The 23,914-nt window shown below is 64.7% G+C and carries 23 protein-coding genes; 16 read left to right on the top strand and 7 right to left on the bottom strand.

The genetic code is table 11. The features are described 5' to 3' along the window. Positions 1-23: 23 nt before the first annotated feature. Positions 24-1,079: a phosphoribosylformylglycinamidine cyclo-ligase gene (gene purM / locus LDZ24_RS02150; RefSeq protein WP_248321284.1), complete on the bottom strand. Its 1,056-nt coding sequence runs from the start codon at positions 1,077-1,079 to the stop codon at positions 24-26. Positions 1,080-1,313: 234 nt separating this feature from the next. On the opposite strand from purM, the gene hda reads away from it, so the two are divergent. The 7 genes from hda (at position 1,314) to LDZ24_RS02115 (ending at position 7,122) form a co-directional block, all read left to right on the top strand. Continuing rightward, the gene (gene hda / locus LDZ24_RS02145) at positions 1,314-2,129 is read left to right on the top strand and encodes a DnaA regulatory inactivator Hda (protein ID WP_248321283.1); all 816 of its coding nucleotides are present in this window, start codon (positions 1,314-1,316) and stop codon (positions 2,127-2,129) included. Between the two features lie 11 nt (positions 2,130-2,140). Continuing rightward, complete coding sequence (locus LDZ24_RS02140) at positions 2,141-2,827, top strand: HAD family phosphatase (RefSeq protein WP_175939534.1); 687 nt, start codon at positions 2,141-2,143, stop codon at positions 2,825-2,827. Beyond that, entirely contained in the window at positions 2,820-4,475 is a 1,656-nt protein-coding gene (pcnB, locus tag LDZ24_RS02135; RefSeq protein WP_248321281.1) for a polynucleotide adenylyltransferase PcnB, read from the top strand. Before LDZ24_RS02140 ends, pcnB begins: the two co-directional genes overlap by 8 nt. Positions 4,476-4,592: 117 nt before the next feature. Next, positions 4,593-5,156 carry a 2-amino-4-hydroxy-6-hydroxymethyldihydropteridine diphosphokinase gene (gene folK, locus LDZ24_RS02130; protein WP_248321280.1) on the top strand — a complete coding sequence of 188 codons (564 nt, stop codon included), beginning with the start codon at positions 4,593-4,595 and terminating at the stop codon, positions 5,154-5,156. Beyond that, positions 5,153-5,833, top strand: coding sequence for a deoxynucleoside kinase (locus tag LDZ24_RS02125; protein WP_248321279.1), 681 nt, complete (start codon positions 5,153-5,155; stop codon positions 5,831-5,833). The genes folK and LDZ24_RS02125 overlap by 4 nt, the downstream gene beginning before the upstream one ends. 55 nt (positions 5,834-5,888) lie before the next feature. Then, the gene (gene panB / locus LDZ24_RS02120) at positions 5,889-6,704 is read left to right on the top strand and encodes a 3-methyl-2-oxobutanoate hydroxymethyltransferase (RefSeq protein WP_248321277.1); all 816 of its coding nucleotides are present in this window, start codon (positions 5,889-5,891) and stop codon (positions 6,702-6,704) included. 118 nt (positions 6,705-6,822) lie between these two features. After that, on the top strand, positions 6,823-7,122 hold the full coding sequence (locus LDZ24_RS02115) for a hypothetical protein (protein ID WP_248321275.1): 300 nt from the start codon (positions 6,823-6,825) through the stop codon (positions 7,120-7,122). A gap of 33 nt (positions 7,123-7,155) precedes the next feature. Here LDZ24_RS02115 and LDZ24_RS02110 read toward each other — a convergent pair whose 3' ends face one another. Continuing rightward, positions 7,156-8,088: a CopD family protein gene (locus tag LDZ24_RS02110; RefSeq protein ID WP_248321274.1), complete on the bottom strand. Its 933-nt coding sequence runs from the start codon at positions 8,086-8,088 to the stop codon at positions 7,156-7,158. A gap of 434 nt (positions 8,089-8,522) precedes the next feature. Here LDZ24_RS02110 and LDZ24_RS02105 point away from each other — a divergent pair, with 434 nt between their 5' ends. The 4 genes from LDZ24_RS02105 to LDZ24_RS02090 all read left to right on the top strand — a co-directional run bounded on the left by LDZ24_RS02105 (position 8,523) and on the right by LDZ24_RS02090 (position 13,006). Beyond that, the gene (locus LDZ24_RS02105) at positions 8,523-9,266 is read left to right on the top strand and encodes a cytochrome c (protein ID WP_175940592.1); all 744 of its coding nucleotides are present in this window, start codon (positions 8,523-8,525) and stop codon (positions 9,264-9,266) included. A gap of 21 nt (positions 9,267-9,287) precedes the next feature. Next, positions 9,288-10,586: a cytochrome c gene (locus LDZ24_RS02100; protein WP_175939527.1), complete on the top strand. Its 1,299-nt coding sequence runs from the start codon at positions 9,288-9,290 to the stop codon at positions 10,584-10,586. 82 nt (positions 10,587-10,668) lie between these two features. After that, positions 10,669-11,289, top strand: coding sequence for a hemolysin III family protein (locus LDZ24_RS02095; RefSeq protein WP_248321273.1), 621 nt, complete (start codon positions 10,669-10,671; stop codon positions 11,287-11,289). 217 nt (positions 11,290-11,506) lie between these two features. Continuing rightward, positions 11,507-13,006 carry a DEAD/DEAH box helicase gene (locus LDZ24_RS02090; protein WP_248321271.1) on the top strand — a complete coding sequence of 500 codons (1,500 nt, stop codon included), beginning with the start codon at positions 11,507-11,509 and terminating at the stop codon, positions 13,004-13,006. A 67-nt stretch (positions 13,007-13,073) separates the two neighbouring features. Here LDZ24_RS02090 and LDZ24_RS02085 read toward each other — a convergent pair whose 3' ends face one another. From LDZ24_RS02085 to ggt, 4 genes are all read right to left on the bottom strand, one after another. After that, on the bottom strand, positions 13,074-13,583 hold the full coding sequence (locus LDZ24_RS02085; protein WP_248321269.1) for a hypothetical protein: 510 nt from the start codon (positions 13,581-13,583) through the stop codon (positions 13,074-13,076). A 51-nt stretch (positions 13,584-13,634) separates the two neighbouring features. Next, positions 13,635-14,459 carry a ferritin-like domain-containing protein gene (locus tag LDZ24_RS02080; protein WP_248321267.1) on the bottom strand — a complete coding sequence of 275 codons (825 nt, stop codon included), beginning with the start codon at positions 14,457-14,459 and terminating at the stop codon, positions 13,635-13,637. Positions 14,460-14,807: 348 nt separating this feature from the next. Then, positions 14,808-16,070: an MFS transporter gene (locus LDZ24_RS02075; RefSeq protein ID WP_248322249.1), complete on the bottom strand. Its 1,263-nt coding sequence runs from the start codon at positions 16,068-16,070 to the stop codon at positions 14,808-14,810. 251 nt (positions 16,071-16,321) lie between these two features. Then, positions 16,322-17,959: a gamma-glutamyltransferase gene (gene ggt / locus LDZ24_RS02070; protein WP_248321265.1), complete on the bottom strand. Its 1,638-nt coding sequence runs from the start codon at positions 17,957-17,959 to the stop codon at positions 16,322-16,324. A 433-nt stretch (positions 17,960-18,392) separates the two neighbouring features. Between ggt and LDZ24_RS02065 the strand changes: the two genes are divergently transcribed. Beyond that, complete coding sequence (locus tag LDZ24_RS02065; protein WP_175940590.1) at positions 18,393-18,590, top strand: hypothetical protein; 198 nt, start codon at positions 18,393-18,395, stop codon at positions 18,588-18,590. Positions 18,591-18,635: 45 nt separating this feature from the next. On the opposite strand, the gene LDZ24_RS02060 is transcribed toward LDZ24_RS02065, so the two are convergent. Next, on the bottom strand, positions 18,636-19,016 hold the full coding sequence (locus tag LDZ24_RS02060; protein WP_248322248.1) for a hypothetical protein: 381 nt from the start codon (positions 19,014-19,016) through the stop codon (positions 18,636-18,638). A gap of 209 nt (positions 19,017-19,225) precedes the next feature. Here LDZ24_RS02060 and glpK point away from each other — a divergent pair, with 209 nt between their 5' ends. The 4 genes from glpK (at position 19,226) to ybeY (ending at position 23,890) form a co-directional block, all read left to right on the top strand. Then, the gene (gene glpK, locus LDZ24_RS02055) at positions 19,226-20,722 is read left to right on the top strand and encodes a glycerol kinase GlpK (RefSeq protein WP_248321263.1); all 1,497 of its coding nucleotides are present in this window, start codon (positions 19,226-19,228) and stop codon (positions 20,720-20,722) included. 181 nt (positions 20,723-20,903) lie between these two features. Beyond that, complete coding sequence (miaB, locus tag LDZ24_RS02050; protein ID WP_248321262.1) at positions 20,904-22,280, top strand: tRNA (N6-isopentenyl adenosine(37)-C2)-methylthiotransferase MiaB; 1,377 nt, start codon at positions 20,904-20,906, stop codon at positions 22,278-22,280. A 33-nt stretch (positions 22,281-22,313) separates the two neighbouring features. After that, positions 22,314-23,429, top strand: a complete 1,116-nt coding sequence (locus LDZ24_RS02045) for a PhoH family protein (RefSeq protein ID WP_175939519.1) — start codon at positions 22,314-22,316, stop codon at positions 23,427-23,429. Beyond that, entirely contained in the window at positions 23,426-23,890 is a 465-nt protein-coding gene (gene ybeY / locus LDZ24_RS02040; protein WP_248321260.1) for an rRNA maturation RNase YbeY, read from the top strand. The genes LDZ24_RS02045 and ybeY overlap by 4 nt, the downstream gene beginning before the upstream one ends. Positions 23,891-23,914: the final 24 nt, after the last annotated feature.

Raw genomic sequence — 23,914 nt, 5'->3', positions numbered from 1 at the left:
TCTTCGAAAGCGACCGGCGACGCTTAAATCACCACCGTCTGCGCCTCGCCCTCGCGGCTCTCGCGCACGACGCCGATCTTCCACACCTGCTCGCCCGCCGCCGAGAGCAGGCCCGCTGCCGCATCGGCGTCCTGGGCCGCGACGATCACCGCCATGCCGATCCCGCAATTGAACACGCGATGCATCTCCGCATCCGCGACGCCGCCGTGCTTTTGCAGCCACGCGAACAGCGGCGGCAACGGCCACGCGCGATGGTCGAGTTCCGCCGTCAAACCCTCGCGCAGCACGCGCGGAATGTTCTCGACAAGCCCGCCGCCCGTGATGTGCGCCATGCCCTTCACCGTGATGCTCTGCATCGCGGACAGCAGCGGCTTCACGTAGATACGCGTCGGCGCCATCAGCGCGTCGGCGAGCGAGCGGCCGTCGAAATCGGCGTTCAGGTCCGGATTCGCGCGCTCGATGATCTTGCGCACGAGCGAATACCCGTTCGAGTGAATGCCGCTCGACGCCAGCCCGAGCACGACATCGCCCGGAGCGATGGTGCTGCCGTCGATGATCTTGCTCTTTTCCACCGCGCCGACCGCGAAGCCCGCGAGGTCGTATTCGCCGTCCGGGTACATGCCCGGCATTTCCGCCGTCTCGCCGCCGATCAGCGCGCAGCCGGCGAACTCGCAGCCCTGCGCGATGCCCTTGACCACGTCCGCCGCGGTGTCCACGTCCAGCTTGCCGCACGCGAAATAATCGAGGAAGAAGAGCGGCTCCGCGCCCTGCACCAGAATGTCGTTCACGCTCATGGCGACGAGATCCTGCCCGACCGTGTCGTGCCGGTTCAACTGGAACGCGAGGCGCAGCTTGGTGCCGACGCCGTCCGTTCCCGACACGAGCACCGGCTCCTTGTACTTCTTCGGCACCTCGAAGAGCGCGCCGAACCCGCCGATTCCGCCCAGCACGCCATCGCGCAAGGTCTTCTTGGCGAACGGCTTGATCCGGTCGACGAGCGCATCGCCCGCGTCGATGTCGACACCTGCATCGCGATACGACAAACCTTGGGTGTCCGGGGCGGATTTCGGTTGATTCATGGGGGGAGAGCGAGAAGGTCGGTAAAATGCGATTTTACCCGATGATGATACGAGGACGGTCGCCCGGCAGCTTTGTCCGCCGCGCGGCAGCGCCTTTTCGAGACAGAACGGCCCGGCCGACGAAACGCGCCCGAGCGCCCGGCCGCTTGCCACAGGCGGCCTCGCGCGCATCGGCGAGCCCGCGCCGCCTGTTTTCGAGAGAACGCAGCATCCAGCCGACGACATCCATTCCCCGTGCAACGCCAACTGACGCTCGACCTCGGCACCCCGCCGCCCGCCACCTTCGACAATTTCTTCGCCGCCGGCAACCACGAACTGGTCACGCGGTTGCGCGAGCTCGAAGGCGCGCTCGCGGCCGGCCCGGTCGCGGATCGCACGTTCTATGTCTGGGGCGAGCCCGGCAGCGGGCGCAGTCATCTGCTGCACGCGCTCGTTTATGAGGCGGGCAGCCGGGCGCGTTACTTGAGCCCGCAGAGCGCGTTGCATGCGTTCGGCTTCGATCCGCAGGTCGCGCTGTATGCCGTCGACGACTGCGACCGCCTCTCGCCCGCGCAGCAGATCGCGGTCTTCAACCTGTTCAACGAAGTGCGCGCGTACCCGGCAAGCGCGCTCGTCGCCACCGGCAACGCCGCGCCGATGACGCTCGCCGTGCGCGAAGACTTGCGCACGCGTCTCGGCTGGGGCCTCGTCTTCCACCTGCTGCCGCTTTCGGACGAAGCGAAGGCGTCGGTTCTCAAGCACGCGGCGCACGAGCGCGGCATCGTGCTCGCGGAGGACGTCCCCGCCTATCTGCTCACGCATTTCCGCCGCGACATGCCGAGCCTGATGGCGCTTTTCGACGATCTCGACCGCTTCTCGCTCGAACAGAAGCGCAGAGTCACGCGCGCGCTTTTGCGCTCGATGCTCTCGCAAACCGGGCGCGTGACGCCGCTCGTGGCCGTGGCCCCTGATACGCCGCAGGACGCGGACGGCGAGCACCGCGCCGCCCCGCCTGCCGGCGCGCCCGACGCCGACGCCGCACCGGACAACGTTCCCACCCGCTTCGAGTAGAATGCGCTCCCATGAACCTTGCCCTCTTCGATCTCGACCACACGCTCATTCCCACCGACAGCGACCACGAATGGGGCCGCTTCATGGTGAAGCTCGGCATCGTCGACGCGACGGAATTCACGCGTCAGAACGACGCCTTCTACGCCGACTACAAAGCGGGCGTGCTCGACATCAACGCTTACCTGCACGCGATGCTCGCACCGCTCGCGAAGTACTCGCGTGAGCAACTCGCCGACTGGCACGCGCAGTTCATGCACGAGGTCATCAATCCGCGCATCGTGCCGGCCGCGGTCACGCTCGTGCGCGAGCATCAGGACAACGGCGATCTGTGCTGCCTCGTGACCGCGACGAACGCGTTCATCACCGCGCCCATCGCGGAAGCGTTCGGCATCGACACGCTGATTGCATGCGAAGTCGAAACCGTCGGCGATCATCCGCAAGGCGCGTTTACCGGCAGGCCGCGCGGCACGCCGAGTTATCGCGAGGGCAAGATCGTGCGCGTGGAGGAATGGCTCGCGTCGCTCGGCAAGACGCTCGGCGACTTCAAGCGCAGCTATTTCTACAGCGACTCGCATAACGACATCCCGCTGCTCGAGCGCGTCACGGACCCGATCGCCACGAATCCGGACGACACCCTGCGCGCGCATGCGCAAGCCAAAGGCTGGCGCATCCTGAACCTCTTCGATACACGTGATTAAAAAACTCATCCGCAAGCTGTTCGGACAAGAGAGCGCCGCATCCAGCGAAGGCGCCTCGAACGACACGCCGGGCGCATCCGCTGCCGATGTCACCGGCGCCACCGAAGCCACCGAAGCGAAAGCCGCCCGCAAGAGCACGCGTGCCCCGCGCAAGAAAGCCGCCGCGCCGGTCAAGCGCGACCCGAATGTGCCGGTGATTCTGTCGTCGGACATCCACGGCATCGATCCGTCGCTCATCTCGAAGAACGCCATCCGCGTGACCGAAGGCTTGCAGCAGGCCGGGCACCGGGCGTTCATCGTCGGCGGGGCGGTGCGCGATCTGCTGCTCGGCGTCGCGCCGAAAGATTTCGACGTCGCCACCGACGCCACGCCCGATCAGGTGCAGCGGCTCTTTCGCCGGGCGCGCATCATCGGGCGGCGGTTTCAAATCGTCCACGTCCAGTTCGGGCAGGAGATCATCGAAACGTCCACGTTCCGCGCGCTCGTCGACGCGCCGCCCGAGCCGGTCGCCGAAGCGCCGCGACGCTACCGGCGCGGCGAGCTCGACATGCGCACGCACGCGGTGGACGCGAGCGGCCGCGTGCTGCGCGACAACGTGTGGGGCGAGCAGCACGAAGACGCGACGCGCCGCGACTTCACCATCAACGCGATGTACTACGATCCGGCAACGCAAACGGTGCTGGATTATCACGACGGCATGGCCGACATTCGCGCGCGCCTTCTGCGCATGATCGGCGATCCGGCCACGCGTTATCGCGAAGACCCGGTGCGCATGCTGCGCGTCGTGCGCTTCGCGGCCAAGCTCGGCTTCGAGATCGATGAAGCGACGCGCGCGCCGATCAAGGAACTCGCTGATCTGATGGACAACGTGCCGGCCGCGCGTCTCTTCGACGAGATGCTGAAGCTGCTGCTGTCCGGCCACGCGCTCGCGTGTCTCACGCGTTTGCGTCAGGAAGGGCTGCATCATGGCGTGCTGCCGCTGCTCGATGTCGTGCTGGAACAGCCACACGGCGAGAAGTTCGTGACGCTCGCGCTCACGAGCACCGACGAGCGCGTGCGCGCGGGCAAGCCGGTTTCGCCGAGCTTCCTGTTCGCCACGCTTTTGTGGCACGACGTGCAGACGCGCTGGCAGAAATACACGGCCGCAGGCGATTATCCGGTGCCGGCGCTGAACCGCGCGATGGACGATGTCCTCGACATGCAGACGGAAAAACTCGCCATTCACAAGCGTTATTCCGCCGACATGCGCGAGATCTGGGGCTTGCAGCATCGGCTGGAAAAGCGCGGCCGCAGCGCGATGAAGCTGCTCGAACACCAGCGGTTCCGTGCGGGTTATGATTTCCTGCTGCTGCGTTGCGAGTCGGGCGAGCTGGATGCGGCCATCGGCCAATGGTGGACCGATTTCATCGAGGGTGATCACGCCACGCGCGAAGCCCTGCTCTCGCAAGGCGGCAAGGAGCGTGCAGCGCCGAAGAAGCGTCGCCGGCGCAGCAATGCGAAGCGCAAAGCCAGTGAAAGCGGCGAAGGCGGTCAAAGCGGTGAAGGCGCAGAACTCGGCGCGGCGGACGGCGAGCGCGAGCCCGAACCACGCCGCGTGACGAATGAAGCCGGCGCGCCACGGAAAAACGAAGACGCAGACAACGAATAAAGCCGGTTTTCGCTAAAGTAGCGGATAACGGTTAGCACCCGGGCAATGTGCCGGCGTTTCGATGTGTTTGGATGCCTCGACGCGCTTCGCCCAGGACCTACGCGTAGGACTTCTGCCATGACGATTGCTTATCTCGGCCTCGGAGCGAATCTCGGCGATGCGCGCCAAACGCTGAAAGACGCAGTCGTGTGTCTCGCGCAGCAGCACACGATCACCGTGCTCGCCAAGTCGAGCCTGTATCGCACCGCGCCCATCGACGCATCCGGCGACGATTACTTCAATTGCGTCGTGAAGCTCGAAACGACGCTGCCTGCGCGCGCGCTGCTGCGCCTGTGCCATGTCATCGAAGAACAGTTCGGGCGCGAGCGGCCGTATCGCAATGCGCCGCGCACGCTCGACCTCGATATCCTGCTGTACGGCGCGTTCAGCATCGACGACATGGATCTCGTCGTGCCGCATCCGCGCATGACCGAGCGCGCGTTCGTGCTCGTGCCGCTCATCGAACTCGAACCCGATCTCATCATCCCGCAACGCGGCCGCGCCGATGCGTTCGTCGCGGGCGTCGCCGACCAGCGCATCGAGAAAGTCGCCCTGTGCCAGTGCGCGGCGCCCGCCGCGCAGCCGGCAGCGGCGCAAGCCTCCAGCGCCTCCACCGCCTCCACCAAAGCCAATTGCCGATGAGCAATCCGCCTCTCACCGTCACGGCGCCGCAGTTGCGGCCGCCGCATCGTTATATCGCGATCGAAGGGCCGATCGGCGTCGGCAAGACGACGCTCGCCACGCGGCTCGCCGAACGCTGGTCCATGCGCACGCTGTTCGAGCGCCCGCAGGACAACCCGTTCCTCGAGCGTTTCTATCGCGACACGACGCGGCACGCGCTCTCGACGCAACTGAGTTTCGCGTTGCAGCGGGTCGCGCAAACGCGGGAAGTGGCGGACATGCTCACGCAGAACACGCCGCTCATCGCCGACTTTCTCACGCAGAAGAGCGATCTGTTCGCGCGCCTCACGCTGCCCGACGACGAGTTCAACCTGTACCGCGATATCGCCTCGCGCATCGGCGCGAGCGCGCCTGCGCCGGATCTCGTCGTGTATCTGCAGGCGAGCCCGGAAGTGCTGTTCTCGCGCATTCAGAAACGCGCGCTGCCGATGGAACTGCAAATCTCCGACTCGTACTTGCGCGCGCTGTCCGACGCCTACAACGACTTCTTCTATCACTACGACGCGACGCCGCTGCTCACGGTGAACGCGGAGCATCTGAATCCCGTCGCATCGGACGACGATCTCGAACTGCTCGTCGAGCGAATCGAGACCATGCGCGGGCGCAAGGAATTCTTTGTCAAAGGCGTCTCGGTGTGAGTTCGAACTTCATGTTCGTGCTGCATGCCCGCGCGCCATTTCAAGCGAAATCATCATGACGTATCTGCAGGAAACCAGCCGCTCGACGATCACCGTTCCGAAGCTGCAAGCCATGCGCGAGGCGGGCCAGCGCATCGCGATGCTCACGTGCTACGACGCGAGCTTCGCGGCGCTGCTCGACCGCGCGGGCGTCGATGTCATGCTGATCGGCGATTCGCTCGGCAACGTCCTGCAAGGCCACAGCACGACGTTGCCGGTGACGCTGGACGACATCGCGTACCACACGGCATGCGTTGCGCGCGGCACCAAGAGCGCGCTGATCGTCGCGGACATGCCGTTCGGCACCATCGGATCGCGCGAAGAAGCGTATGCGAATGCGGTAAAGCTGATGCGCGCGGGCGCGCACATGGTGAAGCTCGAAGGTGGCGAGTGGCTCGCGGATACCGTGCGCTTTCTCGTCGAGCGCTCGATTCCGGTGTGCGGCCACGTCGGGCTCACGCCGCAGTCGGTCCATGCATTCGGCGGCTTCAAGGTGCAGGGCAAGTCAGAAGCGGCCGCGGAACAGATGCGCCGCGATGCGCTCGCGCTTCAGCAAGCGGGCGCGCAACTGCTCGTGATCGAAGCGGTGCCGACGCTCGTCGCGCGCGAGGTCACGCAACAACTCGCGATTCCGACCATCGGCATCGGCGCGGGCATCGATTGTTCGGGACAAGTGCTGGTTCTGCACGACATGCTCGGCATTTTTCCGGGCAAGCGTCCGCGCTTCGTCAAGGATTTCATGCAGGGCCAGCCGAGCATTCTCGCGGCGGTCGAAGCCTACGTGAACGCGGTAAAGGACGGCAGCTTCCCCGGTCCCGAGCACACGTTCTGATCGTTTTCGTTTTTTGCTTGGCGCCGTACCGCCCGCCCGTAAGCGCTGTCACGAACAGACCGAACTGGCGAGCTTCTTGCACACTAGGGTGAACCGTCAGCCAGGAGCGAGAAAGACCATGTGGCACGTCCTTCCCGATGAAACCGTCCGCGCGCAGCTTGCTATCGGCGCGTTCGTGGCGCTCGGCGTGGCGCGCGTGCTCGCGGCGGTGCTGGGCGCGCAGCACGGCTGGCGCATCTCGATGGTGACGCGCGGGTTCATCGTGCTCGCGGTGGCGTTCTGCTTGCCGCAGATCGTCGACGTGCTCTTCGTCGCGGATTCGCATGCCGCTTTTGTCGAGCTTCAGGGCAAAGCGGCCGGATGCGCGCTCGCGCTGTTTTGCGCGCCTATCGTGAGCCATAAACTCGGTTACGAGTGAGACGGCGCTCAGCACGCTCACCCGCTCAACCGCTCAACCGCCCATCGCGAAACCCGGCAAGCTGTGCGACAGCACCGACGCCGCCACGAATACGCCCACCATCAGCACCGCTTCGACGCGCATCAGGTTGATGACCGTGTGCGCGTCCGTCGTCGATGCCGTGCGTTGCAGGCGCGGTAGCGCCGACCAGCGGTTGAGCGCGCCGAGCAAGAGCGCCGCCGCGACGAACGCCAGTTTCACGATCAGCGCGTGACCCCAGCCGCTTTGCGTCAGCGCTTCAGCCGATCCGCCGGTGCCTCGCCATGCGTTGAAAAGACCCGTCGCGATGACGACCGCCACCGCGACCGTCGCCACGCTCGACATGCGCGCGACGACGCGCAGTAGCGCCGCGCGCGCAGTCGATGCGTCGAGCGCGGGCAAGACGACCGCGCCCGCGATCACGACGCCGCCCCACACGCCCGTCGCGAGCAAATGCAGCAATTGCACGGCTTCCGCGATGGAGAACGCGCCCGCATCGGCGGCATGGCCGATCGCCGCTTTCCCCGATGCCGCGATCAACGCGCCGAGCACGGCGACGGCCACGCGGGCAGAACCCAACGGACGGCTCGTCGCCGTCGCCAGCGCGAGCAATACGCCGCCCGCAACCGACACCGCCCAGCCGATGCCCGCGTGCGTCGCGCTCGCGACGAGCCAGAGCGACGAACCCGCATCGGCGATCGAGGTGCCGCTCATCGCGGCCGACTCCAGCCACAGCGAAACGAAGCCGCACAGCACGAACGCGAGCGCCGCCGCAATGCCCACACGCGACGCGCGCCGCCCGCCGCGCTGCGTCGGCGACACCGCAGCAGCCACGCGTTCGCGATGCAGCCACGCGTCGAGCAGCATCCCGCCGAGCGCGCACGCGAACGCCACATCCGACAGCGCGGCGAACACCATCTGCAAAAAGGACAACGAATCGCCGCTCATGATGCGGCGGCCATCGAGGCGTGAACGGGAATTGCTGTGAGGAGATCCGGGCGGGTCATCGGTGCGTCGGCAAGAAAGCGGCTCGCGAAGTCTAAACGAACGCACGCAAACCGGAGCGCGCATTGCATCGGACGCTACAGACTTCGGCGCGACGCGGTGGTGCTCGTGTCGACTCTTTGTTGATAAGCAATGAATTCAATGCAATGTCAAAGTTCTTGTCTGTCGCGCGGCATATTGTCGCGATTCCGCCTCAGAGCGCCCGAAAAGTTGTGTCAAATAGTCACCATCAGGCATCGATGATAGAATTCCGCGTCGCATCAGAGGCTCATCGAGCCGCTGTGGCTGTGGTCCGCCACCCTCCGCCACCCTACGCGTGGCCGTGGTTCGCCACCTTCGCACCGAGCCGCACGAAGCTCGGCAGGTCCCCGAATTTCATGGAGTGTCGCGTGTTTTCAAGACGCATTTTCCGTCCGCTGCTCGCCTTGGCACTGATCGGCAGCGCCGGCGTTCTCAGCGCGGGCCAGGCGCTTGCCCAGGCGCAAAACCAGCCTATCGCGCCGGATACCATGGCAGCCCGCGTGCAAGGCTGCACCGCATGTCACGGCGTGCACGGCGAAGGCACGGACAATGACTACTTCCCGCGTCTTGCCGGCAAGCCCGCCGACTATCTGTACAACCAGCTCCAGAATTTCCGCGAAGGGCGGCGCAAGTACCCGCCGATGAACTACCTCGTCACGTATCTCTCGGACGACTACCTTCATCAGATCGCGAATTACTTCTCGCAGCAGCGTCCGCCGTATCCGCCGCCCGCGAAGACGAACGTGTCGGGCACGACGCTCGCGCGCGGCTCGCAGATCGTGCTGAACGGCGATCCGTCGAAGAACATTCCCGCCTGCGCGGCATGTCACGGCAAGGCGCTGACCGGCATGCAGCCCGCCATCCCGGGTCTCGTCGGCCTGCATTCGGACTACATCAGCGCGCAGGTCGGCGCATGGAAGTCGGGCACGCGCCACGCGAAGGCGCCCGACTGCATGCAGCAGATCGCTTCGCGCCTGTCGGATGACGACGTGACCGCCGTCGCCGCATGGCTCTCCACGCAAACCGCACCCGCCAACCCGGTGCCCGCGCCCGCTGGCTCGTTGAAGATGCCGCTCGTCTGCGGCAGCGAACCGCAATAAGGCGTCTGGAGCGACAACACAATGAAACGCAAGTCCCTGTTCGCACTTTCCTCGGCTGTCGTGGTGGCAGCCGTCGCAGCCGGCGCCGTCCTCTGGTCGGGCGGCGACAATCTCCATTCGGGCGGCGCGGTCGCGGCGACTCCGGCGGATCAGGCCGCGCTCGTCAAGCACGGTGAATATCTCGCCCGCGCCGGCGACTGTATCGCGTGCCACACGGTGCGCGGCGGCAAGCAGTTCGCGGGCGGCCTGCCCATGGCGACGCCCTTCGGCACCATGTTCACGCCGAACATCACGCCGGACGACAAGTACGGCATCGGCAAGTGGACTTCCGACGACTTCTATCGCGCGATGCACACGGGCCGCTCGAAGGACGGCAGCCTGCTGTACCCCGGCTTCCCGTTCACGAGCTACACGAAGGTGACGCGCGCCGACTCGGACGCGATCTACGCGTACCTGCGTTCGGTCCCGCCGGTGTCCGAGCCGAGCCGTCCGCATGAACTGCGCTTTCCGTTCAACAACCGCAATCTGCTGATCGGCTGGCGCACGCTGTTCTTCAGCGAAGGCGAGTACAAGCCGGACCCGACCAAATCGGTCGAATGGAACCGCGGCGCGTATCTCGTCGAAGGTCTCGGTCACTGCGGCATGTGCCACACGTCGATCAACGCGATGGGCGGCCCGGTCAACTCCGCTGCGTTCGCGGGCGGCCTGATTCCGCTGCAAAACTGGTACGCGCCGTCGCTCACGTCGAACAAGGAAGCCGGTCTCGGCGACTGGGACATCAAGGACATCAACGACCTGCTGAAGAGCGGCGTGTCGCAGCGCGGCGCGGTGTTCGGTCCGATGGCCGAAGTGGTCCACAACAGCCTGCAGTACATGACCGACGCGGACATCAACGCGATCTCGACGTATCTCAAGTCGATCCCGCAGAAGAAGGAAGCGCCGGAACCGCTGCAACTGGAAACGTCCGAGAAGTTCGGCGGCGAGCTGCTGACCATGGGCAAGAAGGTCTACACCGAGAACTGCGCGAAGTGTCACGCGGAGAACGGTCTCGGCAAGCCGCCCGCTTACCCGCCGCTCGCGAACAATCAGTCCATCCAGATGCCGTCTGCCGTCAACCCGATTCGCATGACGCTCAACGGCGGCTATCCGCCGAGCACGGACGGCAATCCGATGCCGCACGGCATGCCGCCGTTCGCGCAGTCGCTGTCGGATACGGAAGTGGCCGCGGTCGTGACGTACATCCGTATGTCGTGGGGCAACCACGGCACGCCGGTGTCGCCGCAACAGGTGAGCAACCTGCGTTCGGCGCCGCTCGACTGACATTCGCGCGAGACAGCGTACAATACGCACGGGGCGCAGCCTTCATGTTGGGGCTGCGCCTTTTGTCTTTGGTGGACCAGTCATGCACGCAGGCGAGCGTTTCAACAGCATCAGCCATCTGATCGGCGTCATCTTGTCCGTCGCGGGACTCGCGACGCTCGTGACGATGGGCGCGCTCGATGGCGACGCCTACAAGGTCGTGAGCTTCGCGATCTACGGCGCCATGCTGTGCACGTTGTACCTGATCTCGACGCTGTACCACTGTGCGCGCACGCCGCGCATGAAAGCGGTCTTGCAAAAGTGCGACCACTCGGCCATCTACTTGTTGATAGCCGGCAGCTACACACCCTATACACTGGTGACCTTGCGCGGCCCGTGGGGCTGGTCGCTGTTTGGCGTGAGCTGGGGGCTTGCTGTGCTCGGCATCACGCAGGAACTCACGCTCGGGCGAAGAACCCGCAGCGTTTCGATGGTGCTGTACGTGTTGATGGGCTGGCTCGCGCTCGTAGCCGTTCATCCGCTCTTGACGGCGCTGCCGCCCGCAGGCACTGCGTGGCTGGTGGCAGGCGGTCTGATCTACACCGCCGGCATCTGGTTTTTCATCAACGACGAGCGCATCCGGCACGGCCACGGTATCTGGCATCTGTTCGTGCTGGCGGGCAGTCTGTGTCAGTTCGTGAGCGTCGCGCGCTATGTCGCGTGAGCCTTGAACGGGGCAAAGCGCCCGCATCGCGAAGGAACGCGATGCAACTTACAGCCAGCCGGCGTGTCTTGATAGCGCGTCGAACCTTGCGGCACAGCCAGGCGGTCGAGTACCGCGCACCAAGGCCGCCGCCCGATTCATCGCGAGCGTCGTACATCATCGCCGCTGTTGCCAGCCGCCTGCACGCCGTTCGCCACAACGATTCGAACATCTATTTATGTCTTTTGATTCACTCGGTCTGTCAGAACCTCTCCTTCGCGCAGTCAACGAACTCGGCTACACGAATCCCACTCCGATCCAGCTTCAGGCCATTCCGGCCGTCCTGAAAGGCGGCGACCTGCTCGCCGGCGCGCAAACCGGCACCGGCAAGACGGCGGGCTTCACGCTGCCCATCCTGCAACGTCTCTCGCAAATGGCGCCGGCCGCGGCCGGCAGCAAGCGCCCGGTGCGCGCGCTGATTCTCACGCCGACGCGCGAACTCGCGGCGCAGGTCGAAGAAAGCGTGCGCGCCTACGGCAAGTATCTGAAGCTGCGGTCGACCGTGATGTTCGGCGGCGTCGGCATCAATCCGCAGATCGACGCGCTGCGCCGTGGCGTGGATATCGTCGTCGCGACGCCGGGCCGTCTGCTCGATCACATGCAGCAGAAGACGATCGACGTTTCGCAGCTCGAAATTCTCGTGCTCGACGAAGCCGACCGCATGCTCGACATGGGCTTCATCCACGACATCAAGCGCGTGCTCGCGCGTCTGCCGCAGAAGCGCCAGAACCTGCTGTTCTCGGCCACGTTCTCCGACGAGATCAAGGCGCTCGCCGACAGCCTGCTCGATTCGCCCGCGCTGATCGAAGTCGCGCGCCGCAACACGACGGCCGAGCGCATCGAACAGAAGATCCATCCGGTCGATCGTGATCGCAAGCGCGAACTGCTCACGCATCTGATTCGCCAGCACGACTGGTTTCAGGTGCTCGTCTTCACGCGCACGAAGCACGGCGCGAACCGTCTTGCCGAGCAATTGACGAAGGACGGCATCAGCGCGCTCGCCATCCACGGCAACAAGAGCCAGTCCGCGCGCACGCGGGCGCTCGCCGAATTCAAGGATCAGACGTTGCAGGTGCTCGTCGCGACCGATATCGCGGCGCGCGGCATCGACATCGACCAGTTGCCGCACGTGGTCAACTTCGACCTGCCGAACGTGCCGGAAGATTACGTGCACCGCATCGGCCGCACGGGTCGCGCGGGCGCGGAAGGCGAAGCGGTGTCGCTCGTGTGCGTCGACGAACTGCAATTGCTGAAGGATATCGAGCGCCTCATCAAGCGCCCGATTCCGCAGGAAGTGATTGCCGGGTTCGAGCCGGACCCGAACGCGAAACCCGAGCCGATTCAGCGCCGCAGCCAGGGGCGCGGCGGTCCGCGCGAAGGCGGCCGCGCGCATGGCGGATCGCAGGATCAGGCGCGTGCGCCGAAAGCGGGCAACGGCGGCGGTCAGGGTCAGCGCGACGGCCGCGGCTCGAAGCCGGCCAGCGCTAAACCGGCCGGCCACGCGAACGCGGGCGTCAAGCCGGCGCCCCGCCGTCCCGAAGCCGCGCACGCAGCCGGGCACGCTCCGGCCCCGCGCGCCAAAGCCGGCAATCCCGGCGCGCTCCTCGGCGGCAAGTCGCGCAACGACAACGGCGGCGCGCGCCGCGACGGCATGCGCACCGGCGGACGCGGGCGCTGAGCGTCGGCGACGTCATCTTGAAAGCGAGCCGCCAACGCGCGCGGCTCGCGAAAGAAGCAACAAGCAATCAGGCAGCGGCGCTCGCCGCCTGCTTCAGCCAGTCCAGTTGCTCGCGCCAGCGCGCGATGACCTGCTCGGTATCTGTCAGTTCGAACGTGATGCCGCCTGTCAGCCGCGCATACGGCACGCGCTGAATCTCCCCGCTTTCAATCGTCCCGACGAAGCACGCGAGCGGCACGTCGTCGAGCGCGACGCGCCGCGCGTCGATCTGCACCTGATGGAACGCCTCGTCAAAAACGAAAGCGAGCGTTGCACTCGCGCTCGACGCAATCGCCCGCGCGGTACGCGACGACGGCCACAGCGCGAAGCACAGCGTACGCGCGTCCGGGGCGAGCAGTTCGCCCGCGCTCAATAGCGCGGTGCGAATGCGCCCGCCGTCGTCCACGGCGGACAGCGACGCCGTGAAGCCGCTCGGCGCGCCGGTCAACGTACCGTCGAATAACGCGCGCAGATCGGAGGGCCATTCGTCGAAGACGGTCTGCAAAGACAGCGTCTTCGCTGCGGTGGAGTCGGTCATTGACGTAGGCTGGTTGAGTGAAACGGCATGCGCCGCCGCACGCATCGAGCGTTAGCGGAAGAAGAGTTGCGTGATTTTCGCGAGCGGATAGTGCACGCCCGGCTGGATGCGCGCGGGCAAATCGAGCGGCTTCAGAAGCATCTTGATGCACTGATCAGCCGACAGATTCCGCCGAACCAACGCATTGACCTGCGCGAAGAGTTCGCGATTGTAGGTCGAATCCTTGACGCGCTCCGGGTATCGAATGGCGAAGACGTGCCGCAGCGCGATCTCCGAGTCCTCGCTCTTCAGCTCGGCCACGCGACGCACCAGCGCGCCGAGCACCGCCAGCCGGCCATTGCCTTCGATCTTGTTCCACTTCTTGAAGAAGCGGAAGAAATGCTTGTAGTGACGCACTTCGTCGACCCGGATGTTGTCCGTGATCTCCTTGAGCACCGGCTCGTCTGAACATTCGTTGATGGCCCGATACAGCGTGGCCGTTCCCGTCTCGATGACACAGCGCGCCACCATCTCCAGCGCGCGCTTTTTCTCGAACTGCTCGTAGGAACACGTCAGCGAATATTCGGCGAAGAAGTTCTTGAACGCCGTGTCCCAGTCGAACTCCGGCCAGACGTGGTTGATGTACGTCTTGAGCGCGCGGCCGTGCTGCATCTCCTCGGGCTCCCACTCGTTGTTGAGCCACGCCGCGATCTCCGGATCGTCTCGAAAGTAGGTGCTGAGGTTGCTCGTATAAAGATCCGTGCCGCTCTCGATGAACGAGCAGGCACAGAGCAACAAGAGAAGATGTTCGTTGGACGCCGCCTTCTGTCGGTCGATCCGATTCAGATCGATATCTTCGATGCGCCACGGCATCACGTGGGTGCTAGCTGTATGCATGTATCGCGCTCCCTGGCTGAACTGAACGCGCCACCGGCCAAAAAAGACGGTCGAGGTTCATACGACGCTGCGACGTCGTCCCAGCGTCTTCGAATCAAAGTGTTAGCGGCTTGTGCTTTTTCATCTTAGCCGTCCTGCAACGAGTTTGCAGACATGGGGACAGACTTGCGCCGCGCTGCGCGGTTCCATGCGCGCCTTGCCGTGCGTCAATTTTCTACGTCTCGATGCGCGGCTTCGGTGGCGCAGCATAGAGCAGGAAGTGTGCCGCCGCGATGGAGTTCGAGGCGCGTCAAAAAGCACAACGGCGGCCGAAGCCGCCGTCGTAAGCTAGTTCACAGGAAGCAGATGCTATGCAGCGTGTCGCGCGCCGCCGCGCATGCGCCAGGCGACGATCGCGAGCGAGACGCCCGACAACACCGCCGCGAGCAGCACGTAGTAGCTCGGCGCGAGCTTGTCGCCGGTGACGTGGATGAACGCCTCGACGATGGTCGGCGCGAATCCCCCGAAGAGCGTCACGCCGAGCGCATAGCCGATGGACAAGCCCGTCGAGCGCACGCGCGTGGGGAAAATCTCCGACATCAGCGCGGGCATCGGACCGGAATACGCGGCTTTCAGGATGCCTGCTGCCGACTGAAGCACGACGAGCGAGAGGACCGTCGGCGAAGCCTGCAGCCACGCGAACATCGGATAGATGGCAACGCCCATGATGATCGACGTGCCGAGCATGATGCGAATGCGCCCGAGCCGGTCGGACAGCGCGCCCATGATCGGCGAGAAGATGAACTGCAGCCCGCCGTTGAGCACGACCACGGCAAACGACGCCGTGGCGGGCAAATGCAGTTGCTTGACGGCATACATCGGCATGTAGAGTTGCAGCACATACACGCCGACCGTCGATTGCGCGACGATACCGACCGCGAGCAGCAAGTTGATCCACTGATTCGAGAACGAGACGCCCGGCGCGCGAGCGTCGGTGCGGGCCGGCCGGGACGCCAGGAACTCCGGCGTTTCGTCGAGGTGCGAGCGGATGTAATAGCCGACCGGCCCGATGAGCAGGCCGAACACGAACGGAATGCGCCACCCCCACGACTCGAGCTGCGGTTGCGGCAGCCACGCGGTCAAGAGCGAGCCGAACGCGGCGGCCATGATCGCGGCAAGCCCCTGACTCGCGAACTGCCAGCTCGCGTAATAGCCGCGACGCGCTTGGCTGTGCTCGACCATGAACGCCGTCGCGCTACCGAACTCACCGCCCACGGCGAAGCCCTGAATCAGCCGCGCGAGCAGGATCAAAAGCGGCGCCGCAATGCCGATATGCTGATACGACGGCATCGCCGCCATGGTCAGCGTGCCGATCATCATCAGCAGAATGGCGAGCGTCAGCGCGGCCTTGCGGCCGTTGCGATCGGCGTAGATGCCGAGCACGATCGCGCCCAGCGGACGCATCAGAAACGAGATGCCGAAGGTGCCGATGGCGAGCATCGTGGAAAGCCATTCGTCATGCGACGGGAAGAACGCTTTTGCGATGATCGCCGCGAAATAGCCGTAGACGAGGAAATCGAACCATTCGAGCGCATTGCCGACGGACGACGAAAACACGATGCGGCGAACCATCGCCTTCGACAGCGTGGCGGCCGGCGGATGCGAAATGTCGGCGCCATGGGCAACGGCCGGGCGGCCTGCAAGCGGTGTTTCGTGCACCGCTTCGTTCAAAGTCTTTCCGTGTTGCGTCATCTCGTGCTCTCGGCTCATTGCAGCAATGCGCGGACGTGCGCCACCGTTCGCACGGCGCTTGCCGCCGTGCGAAGGCGAAAACTCATGGAAGGCCGGCTGTCTGCGCGAACGCAGGCAGCCGTAAAGTGTTGCTAGAAGCCGGCAGCGAGGCCGTCGCGGCGGCTGTCGCTCGCTGCGACGTAACCGCGGTCGGGATCGTCGCGATCCAGCTTCCAGATGTACTGGCCGGAACCGAAGTCCATGTACGGATCGTCGATGGACTTGATCGTATGGCCCATGCCCTCGAGCGCGCGAGCCGTCTCGAGATCGAGCGTAGCTTCGATGTCGATGGTGAAATCGCGGTTCACCTTCCAGCGCGGCGCGTCGCAAGCCGCCTGCGGCTGTTGACCGTAGTCGAGCATGCGCACGATCGACTGCAAATGCCCTTGCGGCTGCATGTCGCCGCCCATGACGCCGAAGCTCATCACCGCGTCGCGGCGGCCATCGATTTCCTGCGTGAGGAATGCCGGGATGATCGTATGGAACGGGCGCTTGCCGCCCTCGACGACATTCGCCGATTTCGGGTCCATCGAGAAGCCGCAGCCACGGTTCTGCAGCGAGATGCCGGTATTCGGCACGACCACGCCCGAGCCGAAGCCCATGTAGTTCGACTGGATGAAGCTGACCATCATGCCGCGCTCGTCGGCCACCGACATATAGATGGTGCCGCCCGCCTTCGGCATGCCGAAGTCGAACTGCGTGGCTCGCGCCGGGTCGATGAGCTTCGCGCGCTCGGTCAGATAGGCGTCATCCAGCATCTGCTCGGGCGTGACTTCCATCGAGCGCGGATCGGCGACGTAGCGATAGACGTCGGCGAACGCGAGCTTCATGGCTTCGATTTGCAGATGCTGCGACTCGATTCGATCGACCGTCAGCGCGCTGACATCGAACTTGTCGAGAATGCCGAGCGCGATGAGCGCCGCGATACCCTGCCCGTTCGGCGGAATCTCGTGGACCGTGTAGCCGCGATAATCCTTGCTGATCGGCTCGACCCACTCCGCGCGATAGCTACGAAGGTCGTCCAGCGTCATTGCGCCGCCGCCCTCGCGTGCGAACGCCGCGATGCGTTCGGCGACTTCGCCCTCGTAGAACGCGCGCGGACCGTGTTCCGCGAGCGCGCGTAACGTATTGGCGTGACCCGGCATGCGCACGAGCTCGCTGACTTCGGGGGCGCGGCCGTGCGGCATGAACACATCCGCAAAGCCGGGTTGATCTTTCATTTCAGGGACTGCCGCCGCCCACTTGTACGCGACGATGCTCGCCACCGCATGACCGCGCTCCGCGATTTCGATGGCCGGCTCCATCAGATCGGCGAACGGCAGCGACCCGAACTTCGCATGCAATGCTTCCCATCCGGCGATGACGCCCGGGACCGTCACGGTGTCCCATCCGCGCTTGGGCTGGCGTGCCAGGCCGTTTTCTTCGCCATACTTGCGGCGGAAGTAGTCGACGTTCCACGCCGCCGGCGCCACGCCCGACGCGTTCAGCCCGTGGAGCTTGCTGCCGTCCCACACCAGCGCGAAAGCATCGCCGCCCAGACCGTTCGATACCGGTTCCACGATAGTGATGGCCGCCGCTGCCGCGATGGCCGCGTCGACGGCATTGCCGCCTTTCCACAGCATGCGCAGGCCGGCTTGCGCCGCGAGCGGATGCGAGGTCGAAACGATGTTCCGCGCGAACACGGGAAGGCGCGGAGTGGGATACGGGTTCTGCCAATTGAAGCGGTTCATGAATGAAATCCGAGTTACGGGCGGCGATACGCGTGCAAGGCACACTGACAGTTAATCGTTGATGCGGCAAAAGAAGCATATTGCATTGCCACCGTAAGCCGGAACAAATTCATTTATCGTATAGATTAATGAAACGACAGCATGAGTTCGCGGCGTGCTCTTTCAGTGTGCAGTGCAGCGCAGTCTTCACGTGGATTCTGCAAATCGGCCTCTCTGACCAACCGCTTTCGAAGGCGCCAAAAGTCAAAGCCGAAATTTTCACCGGTATGATTGGCACTCCTCAGACGCTTGCCTACAATCCGAATTCCCGGCAGCGCATTGAAGAAATAGACGTGCTGCCCGGCAGTTGCAGTTTTCCCGCGCAACGTTTCGAAGCGAGGAGCCGGCCCGCCGCCGCTGGCCGTCTTGCGTTTCGGTCGTCATGGAGAACACGATGCTGAGTCCGCACGAATTTGCCACGCTGCTTTTGGTTCAGGAAGCGCCCAACCAAGTCGACATGGAACGCGAGGAACTCGACGCCCTGCTCGAACGCCAGCTCGTCCAGCTCGAACAACTCGCCTCCGGCCGACAGCAATGGCGGCTCACCGCAACCGGCGATTCCACCATCAAGGCCTTCAAGCGGTTCTCGTAGCAGCGTGCGGGACGCGTGCCGCCGGCCGCGTCCCTTCCCCAAGCTTTATCCCCCTCGCAACGTCGGATCGACGGCCGCTCGCCAACTCAGCGCCTGCGCGCGCTGATCCAGCAGGAAGTTGGCCCACGCAGTCTGCGCTGTCGGGCCCGGGTTCGCGAGATACGCGCGATGCCGTTCCGCGATCCCGGTCTGAAACGCGCAGAAGCGATCTCTCGATAGCGCGCCGCGCCGCTCGGCGACGTACGCGTCAAAGAAAGCCGAGTACACGGACTGCGCGTCGGCGCCCCAATCCGTCGACGCCATCCCGCACATGTCCTGAAGCGCGCCGAAAGACGGCGCGCCGAACGATCCCTCCAGACTAGGCGTCGTTACGCAGCCGGCCAGTACGGCTGCCGCAACCGTGCCCGTCGCGATCCACTTTCGCATTGCAGTCACCCATAGCTCGATTGAGCCGCCAGTATCGGACGATCGCCGCGTCCTTGCCACTCGGCCGAATGGCATAGGCCGAATCACGGCGAGCATGGACCGTCCATTTTGCTTATGCCATTCGGCCAGGTTGTCCGCGCGCCGCGCCTCCGATAGATTGCGCATGCGGACTTCGCATGGCGGATGCCCGCTCAACCTCGGAGATGACCATGCAGGATCAAATCGTCCTCGCGCTCGACCAGGGCACGACGAGCTCGCGCGCCATGCTGTTCGACAGGAGCGGGAACATCGTGTCCGTCGCTCAGAAGGAGTTTCAGCAGATCTATCCTCGTGCCGGCTGGGTCGAGCACGATCCGCAGGAGATCTGGTCGACTCAGGCGGGCGTCGCGGCCGAAGCCGTGACGCGCGCGGGACTGAGCGCATCGTCGATCGCGGCTTTGGGTATCACCAATCAGCGCGAGACCACCATCGTCTGGGATCGCGAGACCGGCAAGCCGGTGTACAACGCGATCGTCTGGCAGGACCGCCGCACCGCCGCGCTCTGCGACGAACTCAAGGCGCGGGGCCTCGAACCGATGGTCCGCGCCAAAACCGGCCTGCCTATCGACGCCTATTTCTCCGCGACGAAAATCCGCTGGATTCTCGATAACGTCGAAGGCGCGCGGGACAAAGCCCGGCAGGGACGGCTTGCGTTCGGAACCGTGGATAGCTGGCTCGTCTGGAACTTCACGCGCCGGGGCATGCACATCACCGATATCACGAACGCGTCGCGCACCATGCTCTTCGACATACACGCGCGCCGCTGGGACGACGAGCTGCTCGACGCCTTCGACATTCCGCGCAGCATGCTTCCCGAAGTGCGCGCGTCATCGGAGGTGTATGGAACCACGCACGGCAGTTTTCTCGCCGCCGAAATCCCGATCGCGTCCATCGCGGGGGATCAGCACGCCGCGCTCTTCGGCCAGATGTGCACGGAAAGCGGCATGGTGAAGAACACGTACGGCACGGGCTGCTTTCTCGTCATGAATACGGGTGACAAACCAATCGAGTCGCGCAACAACCTCGTGACGACGGTTGCGTGGCAGATCGGCGATCGCGTCGATTACGCGCTCGAAGGCAGCATCTTTATCGCCGGCGCAGTCGTGCAATGGTTGCGCGACGGACTCGGGCTCATCCGAAGCGCGAGCGAGGTCGAAGGGCTTGCGCGCGCCGTGCCCGACAGCGACGGCGTGTATCTGGTCCCCGCCTTTGCCGGGCTCGGCGCGCCGCACTGGAATGCGCGTGCGCGCGGAACCTTGTTCGGCGTCACGCGCGGCACAACGTCGAGCCATATCGCGCGGGCGGCGCTCGAATCCATCGCGTATCAATCGCTCGACGTGTTGCGAGCCATGGAAGCGGACTCGGGCATGCCCATCGCGCAGCTACGCGTAGACGGGGGCGCGTGCGCCAACGACTTGCTGATGCAGTTCCAGGCCGACATGTTGGGTGTCGACACGGTGCGCCCGCGCGTCGCGGAAACCACCGCGCTCGGCGCAGCCTATCTCGCCGGGCTCGCAGTGGGCTACTGGAAGGACGTCGGAGAACTGAAAGCGCAATGGCAGCTGGACCGGCGGTTCACACCGTCGATGCCGGCGTCCGACGTCGAGCCGCGTCTTGCCGGATGGCGGCGAGCGGTCGCCGCAGCGAAGGCCTGGGCGGATGCCTGATGCAAGCCGACCGTCTAGCCGCAGCCCGGCACCGCTCTACCGGCCGACAAGCGTCACAAGGCGCTACGGGCTATAATATGCGGCTAACGTCAAGCGAAAGTGGCGCAGTTTCGCGCAAAACCGCTCAATTTCATCATTCTCAATACGCCCCCAGGTTAACCACTGCGACCGGCGACCATTCATGACCAAGAAAGTTTACGTAAAGACCTTCGGCTGCCAGATGAACGAGTACGACTCCGACAAAATGGTCGACGTGCTCGGTGCCGCTGAAGGACTCGTCAAGACCGACACGCCCGAAGACGCGGACGTCATTCTCTTCAATACGTGCTCCGTGCGCGAAAAGGCGCAGGAGAAAGTGTTCTCCGACCTCGGCCGCGTGCGGGAACTGAAGGAAGCGAATCCGAACCTGCTGATCGGCGTCGGCGGTTGCGTCGCGAGTCAGGAAGGCGCGTCGATCGTGGCGCGCGCGCCTTACGTCGATATCGTCTTCGGACCGCAGACGCTGCATCGCTTGCCGGCCATGATCGACAAGCGGCGCGCCACGGGCCGCGCGCAAGTCGACATCAGCTTTCCGGAGATCGAAAAGTTCGATCATCTGCCGCCGGCGCGCGTCGAGGGCCCGAGCGCGTTCGTCTCGATCATGGAAGGGTGCAGCAAATACTGCAGTTATTGCGTCGTGCCTTACACGCGCGGCGAGGAAGTATCGCGCCCGCTCGACGACGTGCTGACCGAAATTGCCGGCCTCGCCGATCAGGGCGTGCGCGAAGTGACGCTCCTCGGCCAGAACGTGAACGCCTACCGGGGCGCATTGACCGCCGGGGCGCACGAAATCGCGGACTTCGCGACGCTCATCGAGTACGTCGCGGAGGTGCCGGGCATCGAACGCATTCGGTACACGACTTCGCACCCGAAGGAATTCACGCAGCGCCTCATCGACACCTACGCGAAGGTGCCGAAGCTCGTTTCGCACCTGCATTTGCCGGTGCAGCACGGCTCCGACCGCATCCTGATGGCGATGAAACGCGGATACACCGTGCTCGAATACAAGTCGGTCATCCGGCGGCTGCGGGCGATTCGCCCTGATTTGTCGCTGTCGACGGACTTTATCGTCGGCTTTCCCGGCGAAACCGAGGACGATTTTGCGAAGATGATGGCACTCGTCGAGGAAATGAGCTACGACACGAGCTTCTCGTTCATCTACAGCCCGCGACCAGGCACGCCGGCTGCAAACCTGCATGACGACACGCCCCGCGAGGTCAAGCTCAGGCGCTTGCAGCATTTGCAGGCGACGATCGAGGAAAACGTCGTGAGAATCAGCAATTCGATGGTCGGCACGGTGCAGCGCATTCTGGTGGAAGGCCCGTCACGCAAGGATCCGAGCGAGCTCGCCGGACGCACGGCGAACAATCGCGTCGTGAATTTCCCGGCGCCGCTCGCCTCGCATGCGCGACTCATCGGCCAGATGATCGATGTCGAGATCAACCACGCGTATCCGCATTCGCTGCGCGGCGCGCTCGTGCTCACACCCGAGACGGCCGCCCCCGAGCTTGCCAATTAATCCTACGAGACCGGACAGGACACCCACCCCGCCTTGAAGAACGCTCCCCAGCAGCATCTCGAATTCACCGCTCCGCGCGAGGACAACGCGCGGCTCGCGAACCTCTGCGGCCCGCTCGACGAAAATCTGCGACAGATCGAACAGGCGCTCGACGTGACGCTGTCGCGACGCGGGCACAAGATTTCGATTCGTGGCCGGGGCGCCAAAGTCGCGCTCGCGGCGCTCGAAAACTTCTACAACCGCGCCCGCGATCCGATTTCCGTCGACGATATTCAGCTCGCGCTCGTCGAGGCAAGCCATGCGGCGCGGCTAGCGAAAGAAGCCGGCCAGAACGGCGAGGACGACGGACAGAACGACCCGCGTTTCCGCGGCGATCCGGATCACCCGTTCGACGAGCCGAGCGCCACGATGGATCTCGGCGAGGACGAAGATCACGGCCCGACGCTGTACACGCGCCGCGCCGACCTGCGTGGCCGGACGCCTATGCAGCGCCAGTATCTGAAGCAGATCGTCGCGCACGACGTGACGTTCGGCATCGGGCCGGCCGGCACGGGCAAGACGTATCTCGCCGTCGCCTGCGCCGTGGATGCGCTGGAGCGCGATCAGGTCAAGCGCATCGTGCTGACGCGCCCGGCCGTCGAAGCGGGCGAGCGGCTCGGCTTTTTGCCCGGCGATCTCGCGCAGAAGGTCGATCCGTACCTGCGCCCGCTCTACGACGCGCTCTACGATCTGCTCGGCTTCGACAAGACCGCGAAGATGTTCGAGCGCCAGATGATCGAAATCGCGCCGCTCGCCTACATGCGCGGCCGCACGCTGAACCACGCGTTCATCATTCTCGACGAGGCGCAGAACACCACGCCCGAGCAGATGAAGATGTTCCTTACGCGTATCGGCTTCGGCTCGAAGGCGGTCGTGACCGGCGACACGACTCAGGTGGACCTGCCGCGCGGCCACAAGAGCGGGCTGATCGAAGCGCAGCACGTGCTGTCGGAAGTGCGCGGCATCGCCATCACGCATTTCACGTCGGCGGACGTGGTGCGGCATCCGCTTGTCGCGCGCATCGTCGAGGCTTACGACGCGCAGTCGCAAAAAGACGCCGCGCTCGCCGAGGCAGCGCGGGCGGCGCAGCAGTCGCAAAAACCTGCATGAAGCCGAGTCTCACGCTGAACCTGCAGTTCCCGGCTGCAAAGGCGTTTCCGTCGCACAAGGCGCTGTTGTCCCGCGCGACGGTCGCCCGCTGGATCAAGGCGTCGCTCTTTGCCGACGCCGAGTTGACGGTCCGCTTCGTCGACGAAGAAGAAGGCCGCATGCTGAATCGCACGTATCGGCAGAAGGATTACGCGACGAACGTGCTGACCTTCGCATATGCGGAATCCGAAGACGACCCCGTTTCGGGCGATCTGATTCTGTGCTGTCCGGTGGTCGAACGGGAAGCCAGCGAGCAAGGCAAGCCGCTCGCCGCGCACTACGCGCATCTGATCGTGCACGGCACGCTGCATGCGCAGGGCTACGATCACGAGATCGAAAGCGAAGCGCAAGAGATGGAATCCATCGAGACGGATATCATGCAGTCTCTCGGCTTCCCCGATCCCTACGTGCCATTGGTCTGACTTCCGCCGATCCGCTGCCCCGTC

The organism is Caballeronia sp. Sq4a (assembly GCF_023170545.1).
Taxonomy (GTDB): Bacteria; Pseudomonadota; Gammaproteobacteria; order Burkholderiales; family Burkholderiaceae; genus Caballeronia.
The sequence above is the reverse complement of the archived record's forward strand: the minus strand, read 5'-3'. Positions and strand labels throughout refer to the sequence as shown.